Consider the following 25,752-nt stretch of genomic DNA (forward strand, 5'->3'; position numbering starts at 1 on the left):
CTAGCTATTCATCTTCTGCCATGCAACCTATGCAACCTATCAACAGTATGTTAATAATATAGTGTCTATTCGTAACATACTGTTTTTTTAAGGAATTTATACTTATTAATACAACCTATGTTATAGGAGAAGAAATGACAAACAATACTACAAATATTGCAGTGCAAACAAAAAAAACAATCTCATTACAAACAAATCTCAACAACTATATTGTAACTCTTCTAAAAAAACAAAATGCGTTGCTACAAGAAGTCCTCGAAATACTAGACAAAAAAGAAGCAGACGAAAAACAAAAGTATCTAAAGGTAAAAGATGTGGCGGAAATATTAAAAATGTCACCTTCGCGTATTCGTCGTTTAGTAAAGCAAAAAAAATTAATAGGGGTAAAGCTAGGAGAAAGTCCAAAGTCTCACATCCTTATCACTCAAGAATCTATAAATACTCTAGTTACATCATCTCTTACAACATAACTCATGTACTACAGGTTCAGTATATCAGCATTCTTATATAGACCCCTATCTAGCTTTTCTTAAAAGGCTCTGCCACTAGTCGAAAACCGTATGAAAAAGATTACTAATTTGCCATTACCACCCCTATAGCGATATTTTAATTAGTATGAGTAGAGATGTTTTATAACATATGTAAAACATATAGAGAATGTATTGCACATTGTTAACACCACCTTCTGCTACAACATCTCTTAAAATTTAAGTGTTAACGTGGTTCTTTCTTGTTATATCGAGGTAAACTATCAACCTTAAATATCTTAACTCTTTGTATACGTTAATTAAATTTGATATAAAAGTGGCATAGATCCATTGTTTTATATAGGAAGAAACCAACCTTACCAGAACTCAGTTTAAAATTACGAGATAAAAGCCAATAGAAAGACATCTGTCGGTATTTTATTCGCAAGATACGCAGTGTGTCCGAAACTCTTACAATAAAAAAAGCCCGAACCAAACAGTAAAGTTGGTCGGGCTTTATATGTTATATGTCTAGATACCCGTAAGCTAACGAGCTTCTGACTATATCTGTTATATGATTTAAATTACGATGATTGTGCAGTATCATAATCATTGCTACCGCACAAATATGTTCTTCATCCCAATCGTTGGGGAAGAATTTCAAACTGCTATGTAGTTTGCGCTGTAAATTAGCGAAATAGCAGTCAATAAAGTTATCGAGTGAAGTCATATCCATATCCTAATTTTTAATACGAATGGATAGATCATCTTTGCCACCACGAGCATTAGGTTGGTATTCCACTTGCACTTCAGTGTTGGCTTTATAAATTTGAATTGAGAGATGTTCCTTACTGGAGATTGCATCTTCAATTAATTGCGGTATGCTTTTACCAGCAGGTGCAATTTTTTTGTTAAGCCGTTGATGTTTGCTATTAATTTGTCTGTTGTAATGAGACATAATTTTTTCCTTTTAGTTAGAATTAGGTACATCAATAACAAATCCTGATTGATCTAGGCCAGAGTTTCCTTTTGCCTTTAGACCAACAATAACAGGATTGTCTTGGGGATTACTGTCGAGAAATCTCAGGTCGTGTTTATCACCATCGATTACTTGGTACCCCCAAAAGGTTTTAGGTTTATGATTGCGAAATACCACAGCAACATTGACATGTTTACGCTGCAATATTTGCTTACAATAAGAGTCATTTGCTTCCGATTTGCTAAACGTTAAACTGTAGTTATCAGTTAACGACGCAAAATCGCGATCAGACCTCTTAGTATAGTCCCAGAACTGTACGCTAGGAAACATATCAAATATATTGATTACTCCGTAACGTTTAGCATCATTGGGATTCGTTTCTATAAGAACGGAACCACAACGAGGTTTTAGATCTGGATAGAAATATAAACATTCCCATGCCAGATCAGAGGTGCCGTTGAGACGCACTGCCGGTAGCTTTTCATTTTTTTTAGCTTCAGCAATAACGATATGAATGTCTTTAATGATTTGTTGTAAAGCATAGGTAGGATCAACAAGTAGCATACGTGTGCGCTGCATTCTCTTGCGATTAATATGCTCAAACACCTTACTTCTTCCACTGTAGTGTAGGCAATGTTGCCGACAACCACGCGAAGAAAAAGGACAAACATTATAGTAGTTTTTGTAAGTACCAATCCACTTGTGAAAAGTTTTCTTATTCGAAACTTGCACTTGGGATTCGTAATGAGGTGAAAGATTCAAAATAGCAGTAATATACCCAAGTTCAAGATTACATTTCTTTACCTTAGGATTACTACTTCCCCACGATAGGAAAAGTAGTTGCTTTGGCATAGCTTTTTTCCTATATTAAATATTACACATTTTTAATAAAGATAATAAAAAAGGGAGCCCTGGCAGGCTCCCTTACACATTTATACATCAGGAAAACTATTATCGCATCTAAATGTAGACTTGTTCGTTAATAAACCGTAAGTTTAAAAGAATCAATCTATAACTAGTGATTTCTGGTGGGAAATTGTATTGCGAATAGATGAAAAAATAGTTGAAATTTTGCGGTGTGTAGAGGGGAAATCTTCTAGGTTTGTACTTATATTATACAACACTCATGCGCAGTTTGCAACTAATAAATAGATCGTAACCCTTATACAATAAGGATTTTGGCTTTTTTTGTGCGTAGTTTTGAACTAAAAAATTGGTAGGCTAAATGAGTATTATATAACTGTTTTTTTCGCAATTTTTTGTTTAGCAAAAGATTATCATAGATAAACCTGTGTGTTATAAACCCAGATTTCTCAAAAACGATAGTACTATTTTTCTAATATAAAACACATTAAAACGCTTTAATAAATAACAGCAAACTTTTTTGCGAAAAATCAATTTCTAAAAGTGAAAGGACAACATGAGCGATTCCTCTTTTTCCTCCACAGCAGCGTTTATCTGGTCAGTAGCGGATTTACTGCGTGGTGACTACAAACAATCGGACTATGGAAAAGTCATTCTTCCTTTTACCTTACTACGCCGTCTCGAATGCGTACTCGAACCAACGCGCGACAAGGTAAGAGAAAAGCATGAGCAAATCAAAGATTCCAGCATCCCAGCGCATGATTTTCTGATACGCGAAGCCGAGCAGTCTTTTTATAATACGTCAAAACTCACTCTAGCAGCGCTAGGGCAAAACGATATAGGTGAAAACCTAAACAAATACGTAGATTCATTTTCCAAAGATGCTAGAGACGTTTTTGATCGTTTTAAGTTTCGCGATCAGATTGATTTTCTTGCTGATAAAAATCTGCTATATGAAATCGTGGGTAAATTCAAGAGCATAGACCTACACCCAGAAACGATTGACAACTATCATATGGGATTGGTGTTTGAGGAGTTGATTCGTCGTTTTGCGGAAGCGTCGAATGAGACAGCGGGGGAGCACTTTACTCCGCGAGATATTGTGCGTTTGACTACTTCGTTGGTGCTGATGCCAGATGATGAGGCAATTTCTGTTCCAGGAGCGATTCGCACTATTTATGATCCTACTGCGGGAACGGGTGGTTTCTTGTCAACGGCTACCGAGTATGTTCACGAACTCAATTCTGAAGCAGTGATTCGCGTATTTGGTCAGGAACTCAATGACGAGTCTTATGCGATTTGTAAAGCTGATATGTTGATCAAAGGGCAAGGAGTTTCCAATATCAAGCAGGGCAATACTTTGTCTCATGACCAGTTGTATGGAGAAAAGTTTGACTATATGCTCTCCAATCCTCCGTTTGGTGTGGAGTGGAAAAAGGTACAGAACGAAATCAAGCAAGAGCATGTAGAAAAAGGTCATGACGGACGTTTTGGTCCAGGTTTGCCAAGAGTAAGCGATGGTTCTTTGTTGTTCTTGCTGCATCTCATCTCCAAAATGCACGACTCGCGCGATGGGTGCAGTCGCATTGGCATTATCCTCAACGGCTCACCACTTTTTACCGGAAGTGCTGGATCAGGAGAATCGGAGATTCGTCGTTATGTCTTAGAACGCGATTTACTAGAAACGATTGTCGCTTTGCCAACAGATATGTTTTACAACACGGGAATTGCTACCTATATCTGGATTTTGAGCAACAACAAAAGCGAAGAACGTAAGGGAAAAGTACAACTGGTCAATGCCACGGATTTATTTGCCAAGATGCGCAAGTCTTTAGGAAGTAAACGCAATTACCTCACCGAAGAGCATATCGAAGAGATTACGCGTACTGTGGGGAATTTTGCGCAAAGTGAGTCTTGCAAGATTTTTAACAATAACAGTTTTGGTTATCGGCGTATTACTGTGGAGCGACCACTGCAACTCAATTTTATCATTAACGAAGAAAAGATCAACGAACTCACACAGGTGAGCGCTTGGGGAAAACTAAAGGGTGCTATACAAGAGAACATCGTCAACGCTTTAGAAAAACTCACTGGACAGGAATACAATAGCCGCGAGAAATTTATGACTGCATTTGAGCAAGCGCGTGAAAACGAGAAATTATCGGCAGCGCAATTAAAATTTGTTTGGAGTAATTTGGGCGAGCGTTGTGAGGATGCGGATATTTGTCGTGATAAAAAAGGAAAAATCGAGGCAGATAGTGAATTGCGTGATAATGAGAACGTACCACTGACAGAAGAGATCAAAGAATATTTCGCACGCGAAGTCAAACCTCATGTGTCACAGGCGTGGATTGACGAAAAGAAGAAAGATGATAAGGATGGACTTATAGGTATTGTAGGGTATGAGATTCCGTTCAATCGCCATTTTTACAAATATACTCCACCACGAAGTTTACAGGAAATCGATCGCGATTTGGATCAGGTGACCAAGGATATATTGAAACTTCTTAAGGAGGTTCATTCGTGAATTATCCATCCTATCCTGAGTATAAGAACACAAAAGTAAAATGGTTAGAAAAAATACCAAGTAATTGGCATACAAAGAAATTAAAGTATATTGCCAATTGTTATCCAAGTAACGTAGACAAAAAATCAAAAGAAGGTGAAGTACCTGTTCTTTTGTGTAATTACACAGATGTATATTATAACGAAGTAATAACATCTGCGATATCTTTCATGAAAGCCACAGCGACACAAGATCAATTTAAAAAATTTAAGTTACAAAAAAACGACATAATCATAACCAAAGATTCTGAAGATCCAAATGATATCGCCATTCCAAGTATAATTAAAGAAGAAATTGACCAATTAGTATGTGGTTACCATTTAACTATGATAAGAACAAAAAATCAAAGTGCCTTATACTACAAAAAAGTCCTAGATTCGCAATTTGCTAGGTGTAGCTTTGCAATAAGAGCAAATGGTCTAACAAGATATGGAATAAGTACATACTCAATTAATAATATTGAATTCCCGTTCCCCCCTCTCTCCGAACAAAAAGCCATTGCCGCATTTCTCGACAGGGAAACGGCAAAAATAGACAAAATCATTGCCAAACAACAAAAGTTAATCGAACTTTTACAGGAGAAACGCCAGGCAGTGATCTCACACGCCGTCACCAAAGGACTCGATCCCAATGTAAAAATGAAGGATTCTGGAGTGGAATGGTTGGGGGAAATTCCTGAGCATTGGAAAATAGTTAAAGTGAAACATGTTATTATAAAATTTGAACAGGGGTGGAGTCCTCAATGCCATTCAGAACCTGCAGAAAAAGAAGAGTATGGAGTATTAAAAGTTGGGTGTGTGAACAATAGCTTTTTTAAAAGTTATGAAAATAAGGCGTTGCCGAAGAATCTAAAGCCTAAACTTAGATATACTTTAAACAAGGGGGATTTATTAATCTCGCGAGCAAATACAAAAGAGCTAGTTGGTAGTGCTGCGGTAGTTGACAATGATTACAAAAAGCTTATTTTGTGCGATAAATTATATAGAATACGTTTTTCTAAATTAGCAAACAGTCAGTTTGTATCTTATTATTTAGCTTCATCTCCTGTGAGAAGGCAAATCGAACTAGAAGCTACAGGAGCTAGTCATTCTATGCAGAATATTGGGCAGGCAACAATTAAAGAATTAAGAATTCCCTTACCACCACTAACAGAAGTTGCTGGTTTAGTATTAGATATAAAAAAAATAACCAACAAATTAGATTTAGTAATAAAAAAAGTTACGAAACAGATAGAACTCTTAAAAGAAAAACGTACTGCGTTAATCTCCGCAGCCGTCACAGGAAAAATAGACGTAAGAAACAAAGTAACCCCAGAAGAAATCGAGAGTAATCAAAATGATTGACCGCGAAAAAGAACAAGCCTTTGAACGCGAGATAGTCGCCAAACTAACGCAAAACAACTGGCAAGAAGGCAAACCCAGCAACTACGACAAAGACCTAGCACTCTACCCAGAAGATCTCCTCGGTTTCCTAAAAGACACGCGCCCGAAAGAAATCGAAAAACTACGCCAGTTTTACAAAGACGAAACCGAAAATTCCATTTGCAAAATGGTAGCCAAACAAATGCAAACCAAGGGTGCGCTAAAAATTTTGCGCGAAGGTGTCAAAGACAGAGGAGCAAAGCTCAAACTATGCCAGTTCAAACCCGAACATAAAGCTAACCCTGATTTGCTAGATCACTACCAAAAAAACCGCTTGCGTGTGGTGCGACAACTCTATTATTCCAAACACAATAACAACTCCCTGGACTTGGTGCTATTTGTCAATGGCATTCCCGTTGCCACAGTGGAACTAAAGAGCGACATCACACAATCCATAGAAGATGCCATCACCCAATACAAGCAAGATCGTCTTCCCAAAGATGCCAAATCCAAAAAAGAAGAGCCACTTCTCGCATTCAACAAACGCGCACTGGTACACTTTGCAGTGAGTACCAGCGAAGTATACATGACCACCAAACTTTGTGGCAAAGACACGTTCTTTTTGCCTTTCAATCAGGGAAACAAAGGCGGAGCAGGAAATCCTCCCAACCCTAATGGCTATCCCATCTCCTACTTATGGGAAAAGATCTGGCAAAAGGATGCGTGGCTCGATATTCTCGGACGTTTTGTACATCTGAAAACAGAAAAAAAAGAAGACATTGCTGGCAAAAAGGAAACCAAAGAAACGCTCATTTTCCCGCGTTTTCATCAGTGGGAAGCGGTGACCAATGTACTCAACGCGGTAAAAACAGAAAAAGCAGGATACACATATCTCATTCAACACAGCGCTGGCTCTGGTAAATCAAATTCCATTGCCTGGACAGCGCACCAGCTTTCGACCTTGCACGATGAAAACGACCAAAAGATATTTGACGGAGTGATTGTGGTAACTGACCGTACCGTACTCGACAATCAGTTACAAAGCACTATTTCCAATATCGATCACCACAAGGGAGTCATTGCTCATATCAACCGCAAGGAATCAAACTCCAAATCAACACAATTGTCCCAGGCTCTAGGCGAAGAAAAAGCGATTATCATTGTCACTATACAAACCTTCCCGTTCGTTCTCGAAGAGATCCGCAAGAAGGCATCGCTCAAGAAACGCAATTTTGCGATCATTGCCGATGAAGCGCATTCTTCGCAAACGGGCAAAGCAGCCAAAAAACTACTGGAAACACTCACCACGCAAAAGATTGACGAAAACAGCGAGATCAGTGCCGAGGATATGTTATCTATGTCGATTACCTCGCTCAAGAAAGCAAAAAACATCAGCTACTTTGCCTTTACCGCTACGCCAAAAGAAAAAACCATACAACTCTTCGGACGCGCACCACATCCCGACAAGAAAATAGGCGAAGGAAACTTGCCAGCGCCATTTCACGTATACACCATGCAACAGGCGATTGAAGAAGGATTTATTCTCGACGTGTTGCGCAATTACACCACATACAACATGGTTTACCAGCTAGCGCATAAGAATCCTAGCAGAGACAACAAAGAAGTGGAGACAAAAAAAGCCAAGAGCGAAATATACAAATGGGTAAAACTCCACCCATACAATATCTCGCAAAAAATTACCATAATCGTCGACCACTATCGAAAATATGTGTCCAAGCAATTGAAAAACAAACAAGCAAAAGCAATGGTGGTAACAGGTAGTCGTAAAGAAGCGGTGCGCTATAAACTAGAATTCGACAAATACATAGCACAACAAAAATACGATGATGTGCACGCATTGGTAGCGTTTTCTGGCTCGGTGAAAGACGAAGAACTCAGCGACAAGGAATTTACCGAAAGCAATATGAATACGCAGCTAAAGGGACGTAATCTACGCAAAGCTTTCGACTCCAACGACTACCAGGTAATGATCGTCGCTAATAAATTCCAAACAGGTTTTGACCAACCAAAACTTTGCGCGATGTATGTAGACAAAGCTCTTGGTGGAGTTGGTTGTGTACAAACACTCTCGCGTTTGAATCGCACTTTTCCAGGTAAGAACGAAGTGTTTATTCTCGACTTTGTTAATAAAGCACAGGAAGTCAAAGCCGCGTTCGAACCATACTATCGCGCAGCCGAACTCACCGACATCTCCGATCCGAATCTTGTATATGATATGCAAGACAAACTCAACGAATCGCGCATTTATACGCTAGAAGAAGTGGACGAGTTTGCCAAAGCGTTTTACGATTACAAAAATACCACCCAAGAGAAATTAGAATCGGTGATACAACCAGCCGTGGATCGCTTTAAAAATAGATATAAAGAAGCAAAGAAAGATATCGAACACTGGAAAGACAATTTGCGCCACGCAAAACAAAATCAAGACAAAGTTGCGATGGGCAACGCACAATCCGAGATCAAAGAGATCCGAGAAAAAATCGACGAGTTAAAGATATTCAAAAAAGACCTTGGCAGCTTCTCACGCTACTATGACTTTATCTCACAAATCATTGACTTTGACGACGTTGATTTGGAAAAGCTCAATGTATTTAGTCGCTTCTTGTTTCGCCACTTGAAGATAGAAAAGACAAGTAATCCAATTGATTTAAACGATGTGGTACTCAACTATTATCGCCTCAAGAAATTGGATCAATATGCGATCAAACTCAGTGAAGAACAAAAACTACAACCAGCAAATGCCGTAGGATCAGCCAAAGCAAAAGATCCAAAAAAAGACCTACTCTCACAAATCATTTGCCAGATTAACGACTTGTTCAGTGGCGAAAACCTAAACGAGAATCACAAAGTCGACTATGCAACTATGATCAAAAACGAAGTGACAGGTAACAAGCAAATACTCGACGAAATCAAAAACAATAGCAAAGACAAGGTAATGAAGGGGAATTTACCAACTACTGTGGGAAATGCGGTGATGGATAGCTTGAGTGCGCATGGGAAGATGGCTACTTTGGTTTTGCAGGATCCAAATGTGAAGAAGAGGTTTATCGAATTGATTTATGACTTGATTAGTATTGATTTGAAGAGGGTAGAATAGTTTTTATAACAAAGATTCGAAGATACATAGTTTAGTAAGTAGTAGTAGTAGTAGTAATACGTTCGTTTTCACTTAAATAAAACAACCTTATTAAGGACTCAAGATGATTAATCGAATTTCTACTCGACTAACAAAACTTATATTTCGTTTAAGAAATGACTGGGAACCATCTCCTAAAACAGGATTACTTACAGATTTAAAACTAAATGACAAATTTTTGCTAGGGTGCACTTTCAGCTATTCTTTAGTCAGAAATAAATTTGTAGTTACGTGCTGGTCAGAGTTAATTTCCTTTCCAGAAACAGAAAATGTATTTTTAAATAAAGAAATGACATTTGAAGGACGTTTTGAAAATGATATAACAATTTATGGTAAAATATTTGTCACTAACCGAAAAATAAGCTTTAGTAAAAATGAAAGAAGTTGTATTGTACTGACTTCATTTGAATGGGAAATTAAAAAACAGGAAGATACATGTAGTATTTGGGTAACAAAAGTAAATGGTAAATTCCAATATGATGTTGGAAATATTGAATTAGACCATTCGGTCAAAAGAAAAAACAAATTGATATCAAAATATATGAGTAGTAGTAGATGTATATTTTTTGAGGGCGCATACGAACATTACCTGATCGCAGATAAAGATATAGAGACAAAGAAATGGTTTATAATTACAAAAACAAAAAATTTCAAATTTGACGAAAAAATTTACTATCTTGATATTATAGCTATGCAATTTTGCCTAGGAACGGCCATCTCTTCAAATTTAATTTTTAACTTAAATGATTTAGACGAAACAGTCTTTATTAGACCCTACACTATTAAAAACACAGATGGTGATAGTACTTTTTTTAACAAGCCAGTTGTACCAGATGAATACCTTTCCACTTTTTTCCAGCACCTCAGTAAATACCTACACTCTTTACCTAAACACAGTTTTAATATTCCTATAGAATATTATATAAATTCTCTTTCGTCACCTTTATCTGATAACTACTTGAAACTTCATGTAGGAATTTCGTCGTTATCTTTTTTGTTTTTGTCAAGTAAAGAGCTAAAAATAGAAAAAAACCATGACCCTGTTTTTGCGATTTTTGATTATTTTTCTCTCAAACCAGTAAGTGAAATGAAAACTGAGTTAACAAAAGGAAAAATGGAGATATTAAATAAAGGTATTATTGATGGTAGTATGGATGAAAAAATTAGAAAAGTACATGTATTGCAAATGATTTTCGTTTCTTTAGTTTCAAAAATCATTGGATATAAAGAACCTATATATCCATTTGTACAATATAAAAATTGGTTACCCAAGAAGCAAAATACAGAAGTAAAGAAGTACTATTCAACATTAGAAGAGTATCTGCAAAAAGATGAAAAGAAATACACTATTTTTGTTGAAAGCAAAAGCGATGCATATATCGTAAAAGAAGTACTCTCAGCTGCAAAATATCCACTAGAGAGATTATGTGTTGATGAATCGAGTAATTTGAATACAATTTTAGAGGCGGATTGGAAAAAAGAAGATCTTCAAAACACAATATTCCTAATATCTATGAGTGTCAAGAATATCACCGATGCAAAACTTGCAATTCAAAAGTTAACAAAAAATCGAAATCTTAATATTTTTTGTGCAATTCCAAATGTTTCTTCATGGTTATTTGCTGACGATAAGTTATTTATGCAAAAATATAGCGAAAATCAGGAATATTTTTTCAATAGATTACCTCTACCGGAAGAGATTCCAGACCCTGAAGAACTAGCTTTAAAAATATTCGGAGAATACACAAACTGGTCCTTTTTACAAAATATTGACATTGAACATGCTACTTCTCGATCACCATCTTTAAGAATGTTTTTAATTGGTTTAGCAGAATTACTAGATATCCCGTATTTATTTTTAAAAGAAGGTGGGTTTAGAAGCGCTAGTCGTAATTTGTTAGCTAGTTTACTAGATGAAATCCCTTCAGAGACAATTATTTGGCGAACTGTTGACAATCACTCGTTTACAGCAGAGGATTTAAAAAAAGAGATTCGAGCCGGAAGTGAAATTGGTCGTTTGTATGCTTCGGACTTACTCCGTGTTTCTCGCGATCTTTTAAATTACGAAGCTAATAGAGGAGAAAAACGACAATGATTATTTTTGCAACATATCACGATCCTGAAACTATTTCCAACTGTCAGGTTGCAGAAGAATTAACCGAGGAAAACGATATTGCTTTACTGCATAGCGACGCACACTGTGCAAATTTAATTAGCCACTTATCTACGAATGCTGTAGTATTTATAATGGCTCACGGTAACACAAATTTAATTGTAGGACAGCCGCCCACCCCAAGGATTACATTCGAAGATTTACAATTGATTCGGAAAAAAAAATTTTATGTATTTGCTTGTTGTACAGCGGATGAATTAGGGAGAGACCTTTGCCAAAACGATAATCTGTACTTTGGTTATACAGGCTCTATTACTGAACTTGATTTGGAAAAACCAGAGTTTCGAGAAGCATTTTTAGAAATTTTTAAGTATATAAAAGATAATTTTTTTACAATTAATACTACAGCACAATCCGAAATTTTTTTAAATGACTTAAGAAATATGTGTGAGTATTTCCGATCTGAAATTGCTAGTTGCGGAAGTATAAAACTTCATTATTCGATGCGAGATATTTGGCAGCGAATAAGAATTTGGTTACCTAATTCTCAATTACCAGAGAAACATCCTCTTGCAAGAATTGAACCTATAGATGATCCTGAAATGTAGTTTAGTAAAGTTTTTACGGTGCTGTTGCAAAAAAAAAATTTTCCATTCATTTTAAGTTTTTTTTTAAATTTACAATAAAAAATGAATGGAGCAATAATAAACGACTTTAAATGGCGTCACTTTCAAGGTGAAATAATATTATGGGCAGTGCGATGGTACTGTAAATACGGTATTAGCTACCGCGAACTGGAAGAGATGCTTGAAGAACGAGGAATTAAAGTCGATCATACAACGATCTACAGATGGGTTCAAAATTATGCTCCTGAAATCCATAAACGCTTGAAATGGCACACGAAAAATTCCTTCAATGATAGCCGCGTCGACGAAATGTACGTCAAGGTAAAAGGCAAATGGGCTTATTTGTATAGAGCTGTAGATTCAAACGGAAACACCATTGATTTCTATCTCTCCGCAACTCGCAACGCAAATGCAGCGAAACGTTTCTTAGAAAAAATTCTCCGTAACGTAAAGATTGGGAAATGCCCCGCGTAATCAATACTGATAAAGCTGGATGCTATAGCGCTGCTATTAGAGAACTCAAAGAAGAAAGTACACTCCCTCAAGAAACAGAACATCGGCAAGCCAAATATCTCAATAACATTGTTGAATCTGACCACTGAAAACTCAAAAGGCTTATAAAGCCTACTCTCGGTTTCAAATCAATGAAAACAGCTTACCGCTACTATCAAAGGCTTTGAAATTATGAGAGCCTTGAAAAAAGGACAGGCAAAGATCTTTCAGTTACAAAAAGGCATTATTGGCGAAGTGAGACTTGTTGAAAGATGCTTCAAAATTGGCGATTGTGCTATTGCAGAACTGATGAAAATACTCGAATCAGACCTTGAAATACAAAAAAGCTAAGCCAATTCTCAATAGCCCAACTTCGGATTTTTTTTCACCAAGTTTTTTGCAACAGCGCCATTACGAAAGGATGATACTTTCGTTGTTTATAGTTTAGATAGATTAGGACGGTCAGTAAAACAGCTTATCGAATTTGCAAATGACTTAAAAGAAGGAGATGTGGCATTTCGAAGTATAAGAGAATCTATAGATACTGAGACTCTTACAGGTAAATTTTTCTTTCATGTGACAGCAGCATTTGCAGAGTTAGAACGAAATCTTATACAAGAAAGAACAAAGGTTGGTTTGGCAGCTGCTCGAGCTCGAGGACGCAAGGGAGGTCGCAAAAGAGTAATCGATGACAAGACGTTTCAAATGGCGTTGCAACTATACAAAGAAAATAAAACACCTGTAACAGATATCTGTAAAAGTCTTGGAATCGCTACAAGAACTTTTTATCGTTACCTTGATGAACATAAACAGAAAATAAAACAAAATTAAAGATCAGTCGAAATAAACCATGTCCTTGCGGCTCTGGAAATAAATACGAAAATACTCCGGTAAGCAACATTAATGTGTAGTTTACCAAAAATTCATTGCTTTAATAGTGTTATGTGTCAAGAATTCTTTTTAGGTAGTTATTACTGTTTAATAGTATGCTTTGAAATGCTTCTGTACAAATTTCATAGGATATTATTTCCGCATGAACTCCTCCATTTCTGTAATTTTTTGATACGTTTTCTATTATGTTTTGAAATTCTTCAGATAAAATAAAAGATCCATTATTTAATCTAAGCATATTATTTCGCAAATTTGTATGTAACGGTTCTGACTCCTCTCTGAGATTTTTTAATATAGATTTCATCGGGCCAAGCATTAATTTTGCCTCCAGTTTTTTTACTAATTTTTTTTCTTTTTTATTCAAGTTTTTAACATTCGTATTCTTTTTTGTTTCTTTCCAGATTTGCAAGATTAGTTTTTTTAATTCTATTTCGAAAACCTTACACGTTTTCATTGTCGTACCTGCATAATCATAGTTATATTTTTTTTCGATTGCCTCAAATTGCCTAATAGCAGTTTCTAAAATTAACCTACATTTGAATAATAAATGTTCGTATGTATGACCTAGAGAAAACTTTATTTTTGCCTGAATTCTTTTATCTAACCTTTCGTTTACTTTTTTAATGTGATTTTTTATTTTTAATGCAATAGAATCTGGGTATGAGAGATATTCTTTATGAATTCCTAAATCCCCTAGATAACCACATTCTTCTATCTCTAAAGTCATTGATGTTCTATTAATAAAAAATTTCAATAATTCAGAATGTTCTACTTTACAACCATCTAGCAGAACTATCTCCAGTAAATTTTTCAGTGCTGTCTTTCTTTCGGCAAGGATATACTGTTCAATATCTTCATCAAAACCTTTATGCAAGGTGTCTGATTGGGAATGATAAAACCCCTCTATGTTTAATCTAAATTCTTCTGGAAACAACACATGATAAAAATACGAAATGGCATGAAGAATATCCGTAAACACAATCACTTCAAAAATATCACTGTTGCTCATACTTATACCTGTAATTTTATCAAACGCAAAAACTAAATATGAATCAGCCTCAATGTCTTTCAAGGGCTGTTTTTTATAGGTATCTTTCTTTACGAGCTTGTTGATTAATTCTTGTACTTCTTTACGAGAAATAGTGCTTTTCGTTTTAGATAAATGCTTTTTAAGAGGTATTTCTATGCTAGTTTTGAATTGTCTTAGGGTAGGATCAATGGTATTTGGATAATCAACAGTATCTTTTTTGGAGGTTTTTACTGTATTACCAACTTTACATAACCCTCCTTTATTTGTTAATTTGTAGGTGCCCAACACAGTTTTTATGTAATATTTCTCTTTTTCTATAATAAAATAACCTTGTAGATGTCTTCCTAATTCAGGGTTAAGACCTATGTCGTAGAAAGGATAAGTATAAGATATTTCACTTAGAAATAAAAATATGTCATCAATTTCTTGAATTTTATAAGCTGAATTATCCAACCCATAAGATTTAAAAAATATTTCTGCATTTTTTTTACCTGTAAATAGACAATAAGCTCCCATATCTGAGGTATATGGTCCATGCAGTGACGAACCATTTAGAAAAGCACAATGTGTAGTTTTAATATATCCTTTATTTGTAATAGTTATAGCGCAATCTTCTTTGTTTCTAATTACAATAGTAAATAAGTTGTCTTTTAAAGAAAAAGGTATTTCCTTGTGTAAACATCTTCTAATTACTTTATCTATTTTTGAATAATTTTTCCAACTACGAAAAATAATAGGACGGTTAACTTTTCCTAATGCACTTATGAAATGTTCGTAAGGGGTATAAGCAAAAGTAGGTAGTTCTAAATCTATATCCGAAAGATAATTCGCAAAAAAAATCGGAAAATTTTTAAAATACCAAATACCCGTAAATCCCATATTTGCCATATCTCTCATGAAATCATAAAATGACTCAAGGCGAATAATTTCAAAATTACGAATATTCTGACTGGTGTGTTGTAAATATTCTTTAATATCTTTTTTGTATCTGAAAAGCATAACAAAAATGCCGCTCAATTTAGATTTAAAGATGGGATAGTGACTGACTTTACTACAGATATAGTATGCTTTGTTGAGCTGTATAGAAATATCTTTAGCCATAAGTGTTAACTCCTTTTTAAAAATTAGCTACTACTTTTCCTTAAACTACACCGATACTTCGGATAAATACATTTCAATCTTAGTTGAAGAAAAAATATTCTCATCAATAAAAAAAAATCATCCCAGCCTTGTACAGTTTTTTCTAACGCAAAATGAGTATGCCTAGTACCTTTTAAGAGCTCAAGTCTAAATACCATATAATTAGCATCATACAAATCTTTACTCAAGTCACTAAAACTGTTTACGGAAATATATTACGCTGTATTTTTACGATTTAACCCTAGAGTTTCTAGTATAATATTTAAAAGAGATTGAGTTCCAACAAACTGTTGTTTTTTTTCTAATTTTGTATAACCATAGCAAACAAGATCATATCATGTCCTTTGTAAATAACTTATTTCTTCGTCTTGAGCTCCTAATTCCAATGAGCCTTCTATACTTCGATACCGTTCGTCTTGCTATTTGAAAACCTTGGTCTTTAAGACACATTTGAATTTTTTTATCTGAAAGTTTTTCTTCACCTTCATTAGCAACAATGTTTTCAATTGCCTGGATTAAATTGAGTTTTTTTGAGTAATCTTTTGGCTCAATAAAGAAAATAGAGCGGTATACTCTATTGCTAAATGAAAAGGTAATTTTTGAAGACCAGTACTTTATAAATTCGGGGCCACAATTATTATTGTGGCTATATTTGTTCTTGATGTTCGCAGTAAATTTTTCGATATCTATAATGCTTATATTTTGTGTATTTTTTTCTAAAAAAAATGAAGTGTTGTACTTAAATATTTCTTTAACAAGATCGGTTGCTGTTTCTCTAAAAGCCTTGTCTTGCCTTTGAGTAGGATTAAATAAAGTATCACCATTTTCATTAATGAATACTGTTGGTAGCATTAGCCCAACGTATGGATTTTCGTAATCTTCTTTATCCTGAATATGTAGTTGATAAGATGCTTTTGCGTTTTCTATGAAATTTTTAAACCGATTGGTTGTTTTATTTAATTTTAAAGCTTCAAATTCAACGATTAGATCAGAGCGCTCTTCAGAGAGAATACCATAAAAATTATCTATTGGTACAAATTTAACATCATTACGTTTTGTTAATTCGAAATTAGAATCTCCTTGTAAGTAAATAATCTCTAATTTATTTGACCACTCACTATATTTGCGTATAGTTTCTTCTACACCAATACTCCACGGACGAAGTTTAGCATCTATCCATTTCTTTTTATCAATATCATAAAAGTCTGGTTGTAACCGTAGAGGATTTTCTTCTTTACTAGGTCGTCCTAAGTTTTTATTTGTATACTCAAACGTTTCTCGCAATAAGGTTTCAAAAAAATATCCCTTATAAACTTCTCTTGTTCGATTTAAACGTATTTTCGCATAATTTAGACCACTATTTTCAAGAGCTTTTCCCCAACTACCAAAAAGATCACGAGCTGCGGCAAGCAATGCTCTGTCATATTCCACAATAAAGCTGTATTGAAGTGGCTTTTTCCTTTTTTTGAGTTTTTTTATTTTTGCTTTTATTTTTTCCGGATCGGAATATTTTTTTTCAATATTTTTTTCTAACGCTTCATGAGTAGAGTAATCCACTCCTATTATCGAAAAAGCATTTGATAACGTTTCAAAATTTTGAGAAATTTGATCTAATAAAAAAGGGGGATTTTTTTCTATATACCGCTTTGTCAAACAATAGCCCAAAGAATCACGCTTTTTTAAATACAGTAAAATTTTTTCTGAGGACCACTCATCTTTCTTTAATAACCAATTTCGATGACGAAGCTGAATGATATCTTCTTTGCTTTTTCGAAGCATGGAAGCAATTTCATTATCTGAAAGATATCTATGGTATTTTTGCACATACATTTTCTCTTGTAAAGTAAAGCGAGATCTATTGATATTGTATTGTTTTAACAACTTTTTTAGAAGATCTTCGCTACAATCATATTTTAAAACCAAATACTCTAAAGAGTAATACTGGTAATCTTTTCTTAATGTTTTTTCATCTATTTCCATATATACATCCCTTATCTATAAAAAAATAACGTTTTTTTGTATAGATACATTCCGCTATTCTTTACAATATCGCTCTCTCCCAAAAACCACAAATACAAAATAAACACAAACTGTTTTATAAAAATAGGTATTGTAATAACTAAAGTGGAAGTTATTGATTTTACAAATTATTACATTTTACAAATTAGAAATATGAAATCGCGTAAAATTCTATAGAAGTTTACAGCTTATTTTACTAAATTTCTCTTGATTTGCTTACTTGGCGAATACTATAGTATTCGTTAATGATTATACATCTTCGCAACCTATATTGAACATTATTTTAAGTTCTTTGCTCTTGTTCTACTTGAGAAAAAAACTCAGTAATGCTGATTTCTAATGCTTTACAAATCTTTTCAATAGTTCGCAGTGAGGGGCTTTTTAAGCCACGCTCCAACTGGCTGATATAGGTTCGATGAATACCGATGGAAAAACTAAAGGACTCTTGGCTTTCTTCCTTTTCTTTTCGCAATCGTTTCAGTACTGTAGCAAACGCGTTGTCTATAGTCATAGAGATATATTGTGTATGTAAAATTTAACTATAGTTTAGTACTTTGAATACCTTTGGTCTACATACTATAGTATTCAGTGGATTTTTTGAGGTGTATTATGGCAAAATTATCTTTTGTATTTTCGTATCGGAATTTTGCACGTTATCTATTTGGGAACTGCGACTCAGAGCAAATGACAGATGCCGTTGTTAGCGAAAGATGGTTATACAACAATATAGATGAATATGTGAGAAGTAAAGGTCGCCATTGGCCAAAATTTTGTTTTGACCAAATTAAACCTTCTGAGCTTGGAGGAAATAGCGCTTTAGATTTCGTTGCTTTTAAAAAAAACTCAGATCTGTACTCTGTTTGTATGGAAGCAAAAATGATGATTGATGATAACAGACAGTGGACAGAAGAAATTTTAACTGACCTTGTTCGTTTAGAGTGCTTAAAAGAAAACGTAAATTCAAAAACCAAAAGACTTTTTTTCGTTGCTGCACAAAGAAGAATATTTTTTAAAGAGTGGCAAAAAAATGATGGTTTTTTATCCAAAGTACTACCTGTGCCTAAATATTTAGGTGAGATAAAGTGGTGGGGTCGTATCAAGAAAAAACTTGCTATGAACAAAGAAACTAAAATTAATTTTATGCGACTGGGTAATGACAATGTACGCGGTATTTTCAATAAGATAAAGCAAAGGACCAATTTAGATTTTCCTCCCTACGCTAAAGTTAAATGTATAACGCCTTGTGCGAGTTCAAAATACAAAACCTTTAACCTGTAGAACAGGGAGGTCCGATAAATAATTAAGAAAATTAGCTAAATTGAAAGCAGCAATTTTGTTACTAATAGAATTAGCTAATCCTTTTATAGATCGCCTTTTAGTTGCGGAAAGAGAAAATTCGTTAACTAGAAGATTAATGGTAGTTTCAATAATTTTTCGAGCTTTTTGGAGAAGTTGATTAAGAGCACTTCCACGATTATTATATTCGCGCTGCATGGAAAGAAGTTCAACTCCATATTGTTTCTGAATAAATTTCTGAAACTCTTTACCAACGTAACCTTTATCGCTAATACAGAGAGAATGAGTTTTTATAACACGATGTTCTAGCATCTGTTGAACAACAAATTCAAAAGCTTTAACATCAGACATATTTGCTCCAGTAAGACAAGCAAATATAGGAATGCCTCTGAGATCAGAAACAAGATGACATTTGTAGCCATAATAGTTTGACTTTTTAGAGGCACAATGCCCAAAGTTAGCCCCATAATACTCAAATGGTTGCGATGAACTTTTAAGTCTTTGTAGATTACACAAGGAAATTGGAAAAGAATCTACCAAATAGTACTTTCCTGTGTTAGCACCTACTAAATTACAAAGATGCTGCTGAAAAAAACAAATAATTTCGTGCAAGCGAAATGTTCTTTTTACATACTGCGGACGGCAAATAAATTCTGGAAAAAGATACAGGTAATTTTTACGAATATATCTGTGCCAAGCATTTTGTGAATCTTGTTGACATAGCTCTTTGACTATATTGAGTGTTATTATTTCATCATCTGTGAATTTGGGATTATTGTTGTTACTTCTGCGTAATTGTTTTTGGCCGCCAATGCAATTTAAAAAGTTGTTTACTATGAAGTACACGATTATAAATAACTCTTCAACATTTAGTTTTTCTTTTTCTGAAAACTGGCCTAAAGTTGCCTTTACATCATCAATATTAACTTCAACATTTTTTACTAATTCTAATAGACTCTTTTGTTTCTCTTTACTCTGTGGTATCTTTGACATATAGGTATCCTTTAAATTTGTTTTTTTTATTTGGTATATATAGGATACCTTTTTTCTTACTGCATACTACAAATCAAATTTTCTTTACTATTTTGTATTTTTCAACTCGCACAAGGCGTAATGTATAGGATTTGCAACTGGCATCCCATCCAATGAAGAAGAAGAAAAATCGATGATGGTTGTTGGCATCTGGAGAATAACGCCTACAAAAAATTAATAACCTCTGTTTGATTTGTCATCACAATGATGTTGTGAGTAGTATGTAAGCAAGCTACTCACAACATCAGATAAAAAAAAGACAATATTTTCCGCTTCTGGGATTTTTTTATAGGAATCTACTCATCTACTCACAAAATGATGTAAAGTATTGTTAATCAGTAACTAATAGTGTGAGTAACATGTAAATACACTACACACATACTCAAACTTTTGAATTGCGACCTTGTGAGTAGCTGTTTTTTTATTACTCACACTTTAAATCCTTTTAAAATATGTATTTAACAAAGAATGTGAGTTTGTGAGCCATTTTCTAATATAAAAAGTCCTCAAAAACTGTTTCGTGTAGGTAGAGTGTATTTTTTTCATAAATGCCTATCCCTTGCTCAGCAGCCCACTTCAGCAATTTTTTTGCAGGAGTTGCCTTTTGGATTTTCATAAATCGGCTTTGATAGATGTTCTGGGCGGATATAGTTTTCTTGTTTCTCTTTTTAGCATACTCAATAATTTTTCGAATTTTCTCTTCGTGATCTGTTTCATCTAAAATGCCAAGAACTCTTCTTAGGTGTTGCTTGTAATATTCAATTATTTCTATAGCATCCGCAAGGGTGGTAAGAAGTAATTGTCTTTCGTTTTTGATAATAGCAAGTATTAAAGAAATTCTAAGCAGTTGGTTTGGCATTTTGTTTAGTGGATTTTGCAGAATTTCTTCTTGTTCAATAGAATTTCTCTTATGGCTTTCAAACCACTCTACCCATCTCTTTTTAGCCTTATCACTAAACTCTATTACTTGCTCTTTGTTATTGTGGTATAGCTTTAAGAAAAGCTCTTGCATTTCCTTTTCTACTTGCTGAGAAACCTCTTTCTCCGTCCATTTCATTGAACAAATGGGATCAGGGTATGAGAATAAAATACGATCAAGGAAGCCATCATCTTTTATCCCTTTTTTCAAAGTGTCCATTTCTTTAGGAGGAATTGCACCAGTGATAGCCAAAAAAGGTTTAAACAGGTATTGCGGAGCTTTTCCTTTGCGATCCACATGGCAAGATGCTCCTGCCCAGGTAGAAAGAAAGAATTGGCGATCACTACCATTTCCACCTTTGTACTGATTATGCGAATTTGTCCATGCTGTTAATTCGTCGCGTATTAGTATAACTCCCTGTGAGTTATTAGCTAATATTTCAGATATCGACTCGACAGTAGCATCTGAAATGCATGTACGTATATAGTAAAACGACTCCGGTTTTTCTGGAGCTACTTCATCTACACCTTTCTTAATTTGTTTTTTCCATAATTGCAATTTCGCTTCATATTCAATTACATCGTGTTCGTATTGCTGCTGTCTTTTTTTGTTGAGTTCATTATTCTCTTTCTCGATAACATCCAGTAGCTTAGTAATTTGTCCTAGGGCAGGACTTTTCCCAGTTCCAGGAGAAGCTACTATTGCAGAATATAGAGCGCTATTTTGTTGCCACGATCTTTTTATTTGGATTTTTTTATCATTACCAATTACACCTCCTATTACAGTTAAGAGAGGAGTGGCCACAAAATCGATGGGGCATTCTATTGCTTCAGCGACTTCTATGCAGAATTTTTTAAGCAATTCTGGCAGAGCATGAACGGGAAACTTGGGAACTTTATTTCTAGCAATAAGGCTTCTCTGCTCCAGCTCAAATTGCGATACCTGTGCATTTTTCATGTATAGTTCAACAGCTGCTTTAAAATTCTGCTGTTGCTCCTTTAGTAAATCGTTTACATCAAATTTATCATCTTTGGTCTTTTCAAAATAAATTGCCCTTATTTTGGGATACATATCGAGCATCTCTTCTACGAGATCTTCAGTACCTTTATCAAACCATATGTATATTTTTCTTGTGGAAAAAAGTTCTATGATTTGCGAAATGTTTTTTACTATACCAAAAGTAGCTACGCTAGTGATTCCTATGCTAACTAGAGAAATAGCATTTGCAAGAGACTCAACAATAACAATTTCATTACTATGTGTTTCAAAGCAACAGATTCCTTTTTTTGTACCATGAGCTATTTTCGTATTTTTTGCTAGGGAGATTTGTTCTATTCCTACCAAACTATCTTCTTTATATGAATAAATAGGGGCTACTATTGATGTATCATTTTTGTATGTATTTAACCTGAGCTTATTGCAAATTTTCTTTACAGCACTTTGAGCTTCATTATCTGGAAAACAACGTATTGTTTTTAAGTAATGTAAAGCGGTACGTTCATCGAGAGGTGATGAGTTTTTCCAAATGTATTTGTAAGTCTGTTTAGTTTTACTATTTGTACTTTTGACTTTATTCTCGAAAAGTATTTCTTTACCAAGTATTTTGCGGCAGGCTTCGCGAGGTTTACAATTACTATATTTTGCTTCAAAAGTAATAATATCTCCCCCGATATTGCATCCGAAACACCTAAAAAGGCCATTATTTATACTAAACCCTGTTTTATTACCGCAGAAAGGACATTGCTTCGCGCGATAATTTTCTCCAAAATTTTTAAACGCTATACCTGTTCTCTCGTTTATATATTCTTTTAAATCCTTTTGTTTTGCTTTTGAAAAGAAATCACTCATACTTTCTCCTAAGAAAAATATGGTATTTAGAAGAAGATTGTGCTATAAAAAAATATCTCCTAAATACCAGGGGTAATGTATTTAAATTAAAGCCAGAAGAGGTGAAGTCTTCTGGCTTTGCCTTTTTGAAGATATTAAGTATAGTCTAACAGTGCTATTGCTCTTGATTGTTGCTGTGGAAATAGATGCCTGTACCTTTCTCTTACTTGAGCACTTTGATGCCCAAGAATACTATCGATAATCCTCTGGTCTACGCTTTCCGCTGCTAAATTACTAGCCAATGAATGTCGAAATATATGAAGACCTACACCATCAAATTCGCTATCTTTTATAATGCGTTTAAATGAATGGTGTATTTGATTTATTGTTAGTGGTTCGCCATTTTTATTAGCAAAAACCCATCGATTTTCATGATTTTTTTCATAATGTTCTTCTAATTCACGACATAAGAGAGCAGGGATTTCTATTCTTCGTTTTACTTCTTTACGACTCCGCGATTGTTTCTTTGAATAAACCCAAAGTAAGCCTTTGTTTAAATCGACATCTGTCCACTGTAACTTTGGAAGTTCTCCTCTGCGCATTCCTGTATATGCAAAAACAAGAAGAATTAAATACATATCCGTATCTCTTGCTAGGTTAACAAGCTGCTTTACTTCCTCTTGCATAAGATAACGATATCTTCTCAACTCTTTTTCTTCTTGTGGAGTGTATAGATTGTTTTTTAAGGCGAGTAGTATTTCTTTGTTGGTGCGAAAACGAAAGTCTGGAACTTCACTTGGATCTCTTTTTACTTGTTTAACGACGTTTTCTTCTAGGTAAGTATTAGCGACCGCATGTTGTACAATAAGCTGAAAAGTACAAAGCTCTTTGTTTACAGTATCAGTGCGAAGACCTTGGCGATAACGATAGTTTTTATAAAGTTGGAAGAATTTTACGTTGAGGTGAGAAATAGGAATGTCGCCAACAGAATCTAAATATCTTAATAAATGACGTACATGTATTTTTTCTGTTCTTATTGTGCTTTCAGCTTTAGATTTTGGAGTTACTGTAGATAAATACTCATCGGCAAGCTGACTGAAAAGTGTTTCACTTTTTGATAGATTAGATTCTTGAGGAGGCTTGACAACAGTATTGAAAATATAGTTATCAATAGAAGTGTTAGGAGGTATTTGTTTTAAGCCATGCCTTACTAGAGTAACAAGACTGTTGATTTCACTTTGTAGCGCATTAGCAGCATGCTGATTGCGAATATAGTAGCGCCGATATTGTTTTTTGTTATAGCTAAATTGTAGCCTAAAACCATTTCTATGGGGAATAGGGGCTGGTTTGGGTTTTGTCATATTGTTCTCCTAAATAAATGTTTACTTAGGAGGTGTAGATATTACGATAACCACTATTTAACCACATGAGGGTGATTATCTCGATTTGATTTGGCTTATAATTACTCTTATAGCATTAAAAACACTCGGTTACAAGCCTTTTTTTAAAATAACTTTCTTCTTACTTTTCTTACCTTTAGGATCTAGTGTCTTAGGACGTGCGGGTTCAACTCCCGCCTTTCGCACCAAACCAAACAAGGCAATGACTTATACCTTTTAACGAGGTACGAATCATTGCCTTTTTTTATTGCCTAATGCACGCGTGTAGGTTAGTAAACAGGTTAGTTTTAAGAAAACTTATTCCTCCATTTACATTTATTCATCAATCAGGAGGAATGATGACCAAAAAAGTAAAAAAACCCAAACCAGCACCAATCCCCAACAAAAAAAGCGGTAGTTTTCGCTTACATTTCTATTATAACGGTAAACAATATCGATCTCGTTATATTCGTGATGAAAATATTGCAAATGCCTTACAAGGCAAAATCAATTCAATGGTGATCCAATTCAAAAATGGTTTGTTACATATTCCTGAAGAAACATCCATCAAAGATTTTATCTTTGGCTGTGTACAACCACCTAAACCCAAAGAAGAGACGAAACCAAAGTCTATTCCCACCACGACATTGTCGCAACTTCTTGCAGAATACATTGCTATTCTGCAACCACCCATTAAAGCGCAAACTACATGTGATTTAGAAAAAATACATATTCGCCACTTACAGCGATTTGTCAAACAACAAGGTTATAATGATCCATTGTTGACTGAGATTAATGTAGGATTCTTTAATCGTTACAAAATGCAACGTTATAAGAAAGTGCAACCTGATACTGTCAAAAAAGAGCTATTGACTTTCCAAAGTGCTTTTCGTGTGGCTGTTGAAAATAAATATATTGAGCATAATGTGGTAAAAGATGTGCAACGCGAAAAAAGTAATATTCCTTGTGAACGTTTTCGTACTCAAGAAGAAATCAATCAAACCTTACAATCAGGTAATTGTGATGAGAAAAAGAAAAAAGAGATTTGTCGCTTTCGTTATTTAACACCACCAGAAATAAAAGAGCTTACATCTCTTGCTAAAGGAAAATGGTTATACCCTGTTTTAAAAACATTTGCCTACACAGGTATCAGACGCGGAGAGTTAATTGACTTAAAATGGGAAAATGTCGATCTAGAAAGACGCATTATTTATGTAGCTTCAAAGAAGCAATCGAATAAATTGCAAAAAGTAACACGACATATTCCTATCTGCGAAGAATTACACAAAGTGCTGTTATTACAAAAGAGTAAAACAAACTATTGGGTATTTCCTAATCGTAACGGTCAACAATTAAGCAAGCATACTCTAACGAATGCAGTACGATCTCTAGTAAGAGATACTGAATTTGAAGGCATCGGTACACATACATTTCGCCATTCATTAGCTAGTAATTTGGCAAGCATTGGTGAAGATCAAAGGATCATTGATAAAATACTTGGTCATCAAACAGAGGCAATGCGCCAAAGATACCAACACTTATTCCCTAGGCAACTAAAAACAGCAATAGACAATCTTGGTTATATGTAAAGGAA

At 34.7% G+C, this 25,752-nt stretch carries 19 protein-coding genes and 2 pseudogenes; 12 read left to right on the top strand and 9 right to left on the bottom strand.

The window, feature by feature from the left end; genetic code table 11:
* Nucleotides 1-134 precede the first annotated feature (134 nt).
* On the top strand, nt 135-470 hold the full coding sequence (locus UABHE_RS19305; protein WP_372364896.1) for a helix-turn-helix domain-containing protein: 336 nt from the start codon (nt 135-137) through the stop codon (nt 468-470).
* Between the two features lie 520 nt (nt 471-990).
* Here UABHE_RS19305 and UABHE_RS19310 read toward each other — a convergent pair.
* The 3 genes from UABHE_RS19310 to UABHE_RS19320 are packed head-to-tail and all read right to left on the bottom strand — an operon-like array spanning nt 991 to nt 2,298.
* Complete coding sequence (locus tag UABHE_RS19310; protein WP_372364897.1) at nt 991-1,197, bottom strand: hypothetical protein; 207 nt, start codon at nt 1,195-1,197, stop codon at nt 991-993.
* Nucleotides 1,198-1,206: 9 nt separating this feature from the next.
* Complete coding sequence (locus tag UABHE_RS19315) at nt 1,207-1,425, bottom strand: hypothetical protein (protein ID WP_372364898.1); 219 nt, start codon at nt 1,423-1,425, stop codon at nt 1,207-1,209.
* 12 nt (nt 1,426-1,437) lie between these two features.
* Nucleotides 1,438-2,298 (bottom strand): hypothetical protein, encoded by an 861-nt coding sequence (locus tag UABHE_RS19320; protein WP_372364899.1) that lies wholly within the window; start codon nt 2,296-2,298, stop codon nt 1,438-1,440.
* 568 nt (nt 2,299-2,866) lie between these two features.
* Here UABHE_RS19320 and UABHE_RS19325 point away from each other — a divergent pair.
* The 9 genes and pseudogenes from UABHE_RS19325 to UABHE_RS19365 all read left to right on the top strand — a co-directional run bounded on the left by UABHE_RS19325 (nt 2,867) and on the right by UABHE_RS19365 (nt 13,536).
* Complete coding sequence (locus UABHE_RS19325) at nt 2,867-4,837, top strand: N-6 DNA methylase (protein WP_372364900.1); 1,971 nt, start codon at nt 2,867-2,869, stop codon at nt 4,835-4,837.
* Nucleotides 4,834-6,219, top strand: coding sequence for a restriction endonuclease subunit S (locus UABHE_RS19330; protein WP_372364901.1), 1,386 nt, complete (start codon nt 4,834-4,836; stop codon nt 6,217-6,219). Before UABHE_RS19325 ends, UABHE_RS19330 begins: the two co-directional genes overlap by 4 nt.
* Nucleotides 6,212-9,355, top strand: a complete 3,144-nt coding sequence (locus UABHE_RS19335) for a type I restriction endonuclease subunit R (RefSeq protein ID WP_372364902.1) — start codon at nt 6,212-6,214, stop codon at nt 9,353-9,355. The genes UABHE_RS19330 and UABHE_RS19335 overlap by 8 nt, the downstream gene beginning before the upstream one ends.
* Nucleotides 9,356-9,458: 103 nt before the next feature.
* Nucleotides 9,459-11,489, top strand: coding sequence for a hypothetical protein (locus UABHE_RS19340; protein WP_372364903.1), 2,031 nt, complete (start codon nt 9,459-9,461; stop codon nt 11,487-11,489).
* A complete protein-coding gene (locus UABHE_RS19345; RefSeq protein WP_372364904.1) occupies nt 11,486-12,115 on the top strand; it encodes a hypothetical protein in 630 nt (209 codons plus the stop codon). Before UABHE_RS19340 ends, UABHE_RS19345 begins: the two co-directional genes overlap by 4 nt.
* A gap of 96 nt (nt 12,116-12,211) precedes the next feature.
* Nucleotides 12,212-12,976, top strand: a pseudogene (locus tag UABHE_RS19350) (IS6 family transposase).
* 72 nt (nt 12,977-13,048) lie between these two features.
* A pseudogene (locus tag UABHE_RS19355) lies at nt 13,049-13,279 on the top strand (recombinase family protein); the annotation flags it as partial.
* Nucleotides 13,262-13,456 (top strand): helix-turn-helix domain-containing protein, encoded by a 195-nt coding sequence (locus tag UABHE_RS19360; RefSeq protein WP_372371643.1) that lies wholly within the window; start codon nt 13,262-13,264, stop codon nt 13,454-13,456. The pseudogene UABHE_RS19355 and the gene UABHE_RS19360, both read left to right, overlap by 18 nt.
* Before the next feature lie 2 nt (nt 13,457-13,458).
* Entirely contained in the window at nt 13,459-13,536 is a 78-nt protein-coding gene (locus tag UABHE_RS19365) for an SEC-C metal-binding domain-containing protein (RefSeq protein WP_372371644.1), read from the top strand.
* 29 nt (nt 13,537-13,565) lie between these two features.
* On the opposite strand, the gene UABHE_RS19370 is transcribed toward UABHE_RS19365, so the two are convergent.
* The 3 genes from UABHE_RS19370 to UABHE_RS19380 form a co-directional block, all read right to left on the bottom strand.
* Nucleotides 13,566-15,647, bottom strand: a complete 2,082-nt coding sequence (locus UABHE_RS19370; RefSeq protein ID WP_372364905.1) for a hypothetical protein — start codon at nt 15,645-15,647, stop codon at nt 13,566-13,568.
* A gap of 369 nt (nt 15,648-16,016) precedes the next feature.
* Entirely contained in the window at nt 16,017-17,666 is a 1,650-nt protein-coding gene (locus tag UABHE_RS19375) for a hypothetical protein (protein ID WP_372364906.1), read from the bottom strand.
* Nucleotides 17,667-17,988: 322 nt separating this feature from the next.
* Nucleotides 17,989-18,216 carry a helix-turn-helix domain-containing protein gene (locus tag UABHE_RS19380; protein ID WP_372364907.1) on the bottom strand — a complete coding sequence of 76 codons (228 nt, stop codon included), beginning with the start codon at nt 18,214-18,216 and terminating at the stop codon, nt 17,989-17,991.
* 98 nt (nt 18,217-18,314) lie between these two features.
* Here UABHE_RS19380 and UABHE_RS19385 point away from each other — a divergent pair, with 98 nt between their 5' ends.
* Nucleotides 18,315-18,983, top strand: coding sequence for a hypothetical protein (locus tag UABHE_RS19385; RefSeq protein WP_372364908.1), 669 nt, complete (start codon nt 18,315-18,317; stop codon nt 18,981-18,983).
* On the opposite strand, the gene UABHE_RS19390 is transcribed toward UABHE_RS19385, so the two are convergent.
* From UABHE_RS19390 to UABHE_RS19400, 3 genes are all read right to left on the bottom strand, one after another.
* On the bottom strand, nt 18,957-19,994 hold the full coding sequence (locus UABHE_RS19390) for an IS982 family transposase (RefSeq protein ID WP_372364909.1): 1,038 nt from the start codon (nt 19,992-19,994) through the stop codon (nt 18,957-18,959). The genes UABHE_RS19385 and UABHE_RS19390 overlap by 27 nt on opposite strands.
* Nucleotides 19,995-20,523: 529 nt before the next feature.
* Nucleotides 20,524-22,800 carry a DUF3987 domain-containing protein gene (locus tag UABHE_RS19395; RefSeq protein WP_372364910.1) on the bottom strand — a complete coding sequence of 759 codons (2,277 nt, stop codon included), beginning with the start codon at nt 22,798-22,800 and terminating at the stop codon, nt 20,524-20,526.
* Nucleotides 22,801-22,934: 134 nt separating this feature from the next.
* Entirely contained in the window at nt 22,935-24,140 is a 1,206-nt protein-coding gene (locus tag UABHE_RS19400; RefSeq protein WP_372364911.1) for a tyrosine-type recombinase/integrase, read from the bottom strand.
* Nucleotides 24,141-24,514: 374 nt separating this feature from the next.
* Between UABHE_RS19400 and UABHE_RS19405 the strand changes: the two genes are divergently transcribed.
* Nucleotides 24,515-25,747, top strand: a complete 1,233-nt coding sequence (locus tag UABHE_RS19405) for a tyrosine-type recombinase/integrase (protein ID WP_372364912.1) — start codon at nt 24,515-24,517, stop codon at nt 25,745-25,747.
* Nucleotides 25,748-25,752 lie beyond the last annotated feature (5 nt).

Source organism: Candidatus Uabimicrobium helgolandensis, from assembly GCF_041508025.1.
GTDB classification, from domain to species: domain Bacteria; phylum Planctomycetota; class Uabimicrobiia; order Uabimicrobiales; family Uabimicrobiaceae; genus Uabimicrobium; species Uabimicrobium helgolandensis.